General features: G+C 47.3%; 5 protein-coding genes. All 5 read right to left on the minus strand.

Annotation, left to right across the window (positions count from 1 at the left end; genetic code table 11):
- A partial coding sequence (locus tag AC4MRN_RS18535) for a ligand-binding sensor domain-containing protein (protein ID WP_491204120.1) occupies positions 1-2,660 on the minus strand: 2,660 nt, incomplete at its 3' end.
- 306 nt (positions 2,661-2,966) lie between these two features.
- Positions 2,967-3,590, minus strand: coding sequence for a hypothetical protein (locus AC4MRN_RS18540; RefSeq protein WP_491204121.1), 624 nt, complete (start codon positions 3,588-3,590; stop codon positions 2,967-2,969).
- Positions 3,591-3,594: 4 nt separating this feature from the next.
- Complete coding sequence (locus AC4MRN_RS18545; RefSeq protein WP_491204122.1) at positions 3,595-4,437, minus strand: HDOD domain-containing protein; 843 nt, start codon at positions 4,435-4,437, stop codon at positions 3,595-3,597.
- 231 nt (positions 4,438-4,668) lie between these two features.
- Positions 4,669-6,057 carry a sensor domain-containing diguanylate cyclase gene (locus AC4MRN_RS18550; protein WP_491204123.1) on the minus strand — a complete coding sequence of 463 codons (1,389 nt, stop codon included), beginning with the start codon at positions 6,055-6,057 and terminating at the stop codon, positions 4,669-4,671.
- Positions 6,058-6,305: 248 nt separating this feature from the next.
- Positions 6,306-6,904 (minus strand): ATP-binding cassette domain-containing protein (locus AC4MRN_RS18555; RefSeq protein ID WP_491204124.1); only part of this gene is annotated, 599 nt, incomplete at its 5' end.

Genomic DNA, 6,904 nt, shown 5'->3' on the forward strand with positions numbered 1-6,904 from the left:
ACAGCGTCCCCGGCCTGGTGGCCATGGGTATCGTTAATGCGTTTAAAGTGATCAAGGTCGATAACCAAAAACAGCACATCCGACTCAAAAGTAGGCTGGATTCCCTGATTTTCACAGTCGATGTAATAGCGCTGCACACGCTTGAGATCGCGTTGGATATTCTGCGTGAGGAAGCGGCGATTGTTTAGGCCGGTCAGCGAGTCGGTTAAGCTGGCTTTTTCCAGCGCAGTAGCCTGTTCGCTGAGTTTCTCGTTTGCCGTTACCAGTTCGGCGGTGCGGGCAGCCACTCTTTGTTCCAGAATGCGCTGACGATACCGATAATGGCGCAGTCCCAGTTGGTGAAGTACGTAAATCGCAATGACCAGCATCACTATGCCGGTAATACGGGCAGCATTGCTTTGATACCAGGCCGGTAGAACCGTAAAGCGCAGATTCAGCGTATTACTTTGCCAGTGCTTGCCGTCGTAGGAATATTCTATATGCAATGCATAGTCACCCGGTGACGGGCTCGTCAGGGTGATATTTCTGTGATCCGCGTCGAGTTCCGTCCAGCTTTCATTCAGGCCCGGTACGCGGTAACGATATCGGATATGCTCCGGAGACAGGTAATCCAGCGCCGCAAACTCAAATGACAACCGTTGGGGTAAGGGCGCGAACCGGTGCCGAGTGTCGGCAAGTTGAATGGGGTGTAATTCACCTTTTTCGGTGAGCACACTGACATTAGTAAATACCAACGCAAGTTGTTCATCAGAGACCGCCAATTGTGACGGGGTGACAATGGTTAAGCCGTTTTTCCCGCCGAAAACGGCATTGCCATCGGCGGTTAAAGTTGCAGCGCCACGGGCATAGGGGCTGTTGATTGCCTGACGGCCGGTGACAACCTTTCTGATCTGGTAGTCTTGTGTAGAAATGGCCGCGATACCGCGCGATGTGCCTACCCAAATCTCACCCTCGCTTTCGCCAGCAATAGCCGCGATTGAATTTCCTGGTAAGCCGTTTTCGTGAGTAAGTTGCTGCCAGGAAGACTGTGATGATGCGCCAACAAATACGCCTCCGCCACTGGTCGCTACCCAAATGTTGCCATGAGAGTCGGCGTAAATGTCAGACACAAACTGTTGTTGAAGCGCTGCGTGGGCAATGGTATCAATCTGGCTGACATCCTCACCATCGTCAGTGAGTGTTACTTTATACAGGCCACGCCATGTTCCCACCCAGAGTGCTTCGGGGGTAGACAGTAACGCGGATACCCGCCGGTCGTGAATCGTATTGGTTAATATTTGTTTCGCTGAATCGGGGTTAGATTTTGACTGCATCCACAATCCGTCGGGTCCACCTATCCAGAACAGTTTACCGGTATCTGCAAAAGCGCCAGAGAACACAGAAGCGGGACGCTCCCCCACGGAAACCGGTATGACTTTTCGGTCTGGTGAGGGCAGTGAAACCGTTGCAAAGTTGGACGACGCGTAAAGGGTTTGATCTGGCGTTACATACAAGGTTTCTACCGGGTCTTTGGCTGCTTGCCACCATGACTGAGTAACACCGTGAGTGGGAGAGAGTTCAAATAAGCCAAGCGAACCGTTGGCGACTACCAGTGAGTCTTCCAAGGCTACGACAGCGTGTGTTTTTGGGGCAGGTAAGCCGTGAGGCTCCGCTAATCCGCCAATAATGTGTTTTACTGCAGTGTTTCTGGCATCGTAAATATTCAGTGACTCACCGGCACCAATCCAGATTAGTCCTCGTGAATCACGATACAGACTCCAAATATTATTGTCGCTTAATCCGGAGGGGTGAAGTCGATTAAAGGGCACATGGCGTTGTGTCAGGTTGGCCAGGTCAACTTCAACCAGTCCATGGCCAAAGGTGCCCAATAGCAACACGTTGTCTCGTTGCTCAACCAGATTGTAAATCCAGGCTGATTGGGCAGCGCCTTGCAGGGCAATATGACTAAACTGTTCGCTGGTTTGCTTAACGAACAAGCCATGTTGCGCAGTGCCAATGACCAGTTTACCAGCTTGAGTAGTGTCAATGGCGCTTATGCGAACATTGTCGGGAAATGATTTGACCGCTTGTAGTTCACCCAGCTTACCTTGTTTGCCTGTAGCGCCTTGTTCATGCTGGGCATAAAACAAGCCTTTTTCGGTGCCCACCCAAAGGGTGTCAGACGGGTCGATATGAACGGCATAAACACGCACAGAGCCGGGCAGTGATATGGCGCTGAGGCGTCCGCTGGAAACCTGAAACTGAAATAAAGTACGGTCGCCGGCGAGTACCAGAAAGTCTCCATCTTGTGTTTGTGCCGAAGCGATATTCTGAATCGAGATTGCCGAGAGTTGTTCTTCAGCAATAGCGCTGAGTTGATTACGCAACGAATCTAATTGATATAAACCCTGGTTGGTGCCCACCCAGATGCGCTGGTGTTGGTCTTTGAAGGTACTCTGTATTTGCGGGAATAAGGCAAATTCACTCAATGACGTAAACTGAACCTGGGTTAAAAAGTGCGAGTCCCACCGCCATAAGCCGTTTGCCGCAGAAAGCCACATCAGGCCATGTTTGTCTTCAATAATTGAATCGACAGGCCCTTCAATTACAGACGATGAGCTCAATGGAGCGTAGAAAATGGGTTGTGATAACCGGTCCCATGTATTTTCCTGCGCGTGCACCAGTGCACTGCAAAATATCAGCAGTAATATTGAAAAAACACGTGGCAGAAAGCGAAAACTTGTAACCAAACTATTGCACCAAACAACTAAAAAGGCGGCATAAGCAGAGACAGCCGGCATAGCCAGCGCAACTTTGCAGTATACGCGCATCGTGTTGTAGTGCCAATTGCAAATGAGAAAAGGTATTATTCAGTCACAATCGAGCGATTCGTTGCAGCAGTGGATTGTAGTGTGTAACGAAGGAAAGGGTAAACGTGAGAGGCGACGATTGTGACGTTATCAGTGGGACAAAGGTTGGGTAACCGTCTAGATGGCGGGTTCCATCACATCTACAGTTGCTACGTTTCCTTGTTTATCAAACTGAATTAATACGTTGTACGTCAGTAAATGATAGGTCTTGTCGAGGTATTTTGTAACGGGATAACTGTAGGAAATCACTTCGCCAAGTTCGCTCTCTGGTGGCGGAATAGGGTTAACGCCAGAAGGCGGCCCGAGTAACTTAATCACTCGCTGTTTGGGGTCGCCCTGTTTTATTCGACTGGCCTTCTCTATATCAAAATAGGTGGAATCGTCACGAAAGGAGCTAACATAGTCCACTCCTGTGAGTTTTTCATTCCAATCAAAGTGAAACGTCTGTAGCCGACTGGCTACCTGGTCGGTTGCAACCGCCTCGGCCATGCGACTGAAATAGCGGTAAACCAGACTATGACGGCCCATTGATTTCAATTCGAGGGTATAACTTGGCGTACCCATCAGTGCTGTAATGTCATTTTTTGTGGTTACACCAAACTGGATTCTGGAGGTGTCCAGTCTAATAAAGTCCCTGCCAACATGGTTGCTGTCAACGGTAATTGCACAACTACTTAGCAGGCTGATAACCACAACCAATAGGGCAGTGTATGTCAGCGTGTTCAACGAGTGATGAGACATTAAACTAATAAATGGTAAAGGCGGTCGGGTTGAATAACTGAATCACACTGAGTACCTGGAAATTAGTCTCTTCCAGCGCAGCTGCCATGTCGTCTTCGTTAAGGCCTAATTTTGCGACCAGCTCACTCGAAACATGTGATTGCTCTGCGTAAATATCGGCGTTCACATTGTCGAGTGACATTGCATAACTTAGCTTGATGATCTGGCACGATATGTCCTGATTGGCTGCCTCATCATGAATATGCGAGATGGGCGTGGAAATACTCTCTGGTAATCCCCAGTGCTGAATTAATGCAGCAGATAAGGTCGCATAGGTGAAACCCAGGTGTTTACGCTGCAGCGCTGCCGGTGTATCACGCTGGGTTAACATGGCGCATTGTTTGGCCTTTTCCGGATAGAGCCTGACCATAACCAATTCGCCAACGTTGTGAAGCAGGCCGGCTACAAACAATTTTTCTGAACCGCGAATACGCTTCAATTCTGCGAGGTGTTTGCTTAACAATGCACAACTTACACACTGCTCCCAGAAGCGATCCATGTCGATTACTGAGGTATCAATTTCTTTAAAAGTATGAGAAACCCCATAAGACAACACCATGTCATATGTGGCTTTTGTTCCAATAACCTGGATGGCTTTGGTAATGGTATCGATTGTGTGCGGGAACTGGTAAATAGCACTATTGGCAATTTTAAGCAGCTGGGATGTAAGAGATGGGTCGAACGCAATAATGTCAGCAACATCGTCAACACTGGATGTGGGGTCATCGATACACGCTTTTAACTGAGTCACTGAGTCAGGTAGCACGAATACGGACTCTGCCTGCTGCACTATGTCTGCTACGTTCATAATTCACTTCATATTGTTATTGATGTTATTGCCTGATATCCGCTTTTTACTGGGGCGCTAGGACTACTATGCGCAATAAATGCACAGTCAGCAACGATTAACGTAATTTATTTAGATTCTAACTCAACATAGCGATCTAACCAGGATGATATAACTATAGTTCAATTCATTTGTCTGGGGGCAAATTTAGACTAATTGCCAACCGAACAACCGGGCGAAACAGGAAAGCTCTTATTCCACATCGCCTATGTAATATCGGTCTTTTCCTTGTTGTTTAGCTTTGTACATCAGATTATCAGCACTGCGGTACAAGATGTGTTCATCGGTGTCGGCCTGGCAGTGTGTAACACAGACGCCAATGCTGGCAGTGACGTTAACCGTGGTGTCACCCACATTATAACGGGTGGCCCTGATCGCTTGCATCAGGCGCTCACAGGCTTGCTCTGCTTGTTCTATGTGGTGAATAATTATTGAAAACGTGAATTCCTCACCGCCGTAGCGGCAAATGGCATCTTCATGCCGGAATACATCGTTTATGATTTCTGCGAAGCCTTTCAGTACCTCGTCACCTTTGCTGTGACCGTAGCTGTCGTTGATCTGTTTGAAGTTATCGATGTCTATCAGTCCCATGGCAATCATTTCGTTACGACGTTTCGCTGCGGCAAGTTGTTTACTCAAATGCACACTGAAAAAGCGCCTGTTTGGCAACTGGGTGAGGGGGTCGAAGTAGGCCATATTTTCTAGTTGGTTTTTGGCTTGTTGCAATGACAGTGTGCGTTCCGATACCCGTTTCTCCAGACTGGCTTTAAGTGCCTTTAAGTCATTATTGCGATTAGCGAGTTGCTCTTGTTGGAATTTTATTTGTGAGACATCCCGCTCGATTGCCGCAAAATGAGTGACCTGTCCGGCCTTGTTTTTGAGTGGAATGATATTCATGTCTATCCAGTAGGGACGACCGGATTTATCATAATTTAACAGCGTTTGGCTGATAGACTGCTTTTTCTTCAGCGCTTCGTAGATTTCGTTCTTTGCGACCTTGTCGGTTAATGAACCTTGCAGTATACGGGGTGACTCTCCAATCACCTCTTCTTTACTATAGCCAGTAAGGGTTTCGAAGGCTTTGTTTACATAAATAATTTTCGGCCCTTCTGGGTACTCAACATTGTCTGCTTCGGTGACAATAATCATGTCCTGGGCGTTTTCCAGGATATCTTCTGCTGAAAACGGTTTTACGCGTTCGGTAATGTCAGAAAAAGTCACGACGACAAAGCAGTTTTCTGCACCCAGCCGGCCTTCCATATAGGCGTTCACCATATACCAGGATATCTCTTTACTCGTGCTGTCGATAAGCCCTATGGTTTCATTCTCCAGGCGTTTGTTGCTGTTAAGCACCCGATTTACCGGGTAGTTACTCAGCTCCAGGGGAAAGCCATTTTCATCGACAAATGCCCATTGAGGATCGTAGGCGTCTTTACCGATGAGCTGCTCGTAACTGAGGCGTAATAATTTAAGCGCAGCCGGGTTTGCATATACGATTGAGGTGTCTGCTCGATGGATCACTACACCCATGTGCGCATGTTCGAGTATTTTTTTGATGTCTAAATTGTCGATATCCAACACGGCGGTAACTCCTGTCTACAAGGATATGGATATACTTAATGTTAAACTTTAGTCTAAATTTTGCACTATGCAGATTTAAACGTATTTAATGGTAAATTTGGTAGAAATTCGCCCATTCGCCATAGGGAGTTACCCCTAATTTGAGGGCATTAGACAGAGAGAATATAGAGCGTAGGCAAAAGAAAAGTGCGAATAGTAGCGATTGTATAAAGGGCTTACCGATTATCGCTAAGCCCTTTACAGGCAGGTTAGTTCCCTAAGTGAGACTGAAATTCGTCGTATGTACCGTCAAAATGTGTCAGAGACTGGTTTTTGATTTCGATAATCTGTGTTGCCAGTGAACGTACAAATTCACGGTCATGACTTACAAAAATCACGGTGCCTTCGAATGCTAACAACGCATTGTTGAGTGCTTCAATCGACTCCATATCAAGGTGGTTTGTAGGCTCGTCCATCACCAGTACGTTAATATCCTGCAACATGATTTTGCCGAACAACAGGCGGTTTTTCTCACCACCGGAGCACACGCTCACTTTTTTATTGAAGTCATCAGAACCAAACAATAAACGGCCTAACATGGCTTTAACCTGCAGATCGTCATGCTTGGGCTGGCGCCATTGAGACATCCACTCAAACATGGTCATATCGTTGGCAAAATCTTTTGAACTGTCCTGGGGAACATAGCCTACAGCAGCGTTCTCGGCCCATTTAACCGTGCCTTCTTTGGCTGTTTCGTCATTGATCAGACACTTCAGAAAGGTGGTTTTACCGGCACCGTTTTCACCAATGATGGCGAGTTTTGAACCCGCTTCCAGCAGAAGGTTTGCGCCGGAGAATAAAGGGGTAT

Source organism: Marisediminitalea sp., assembly GCF_984433645.1.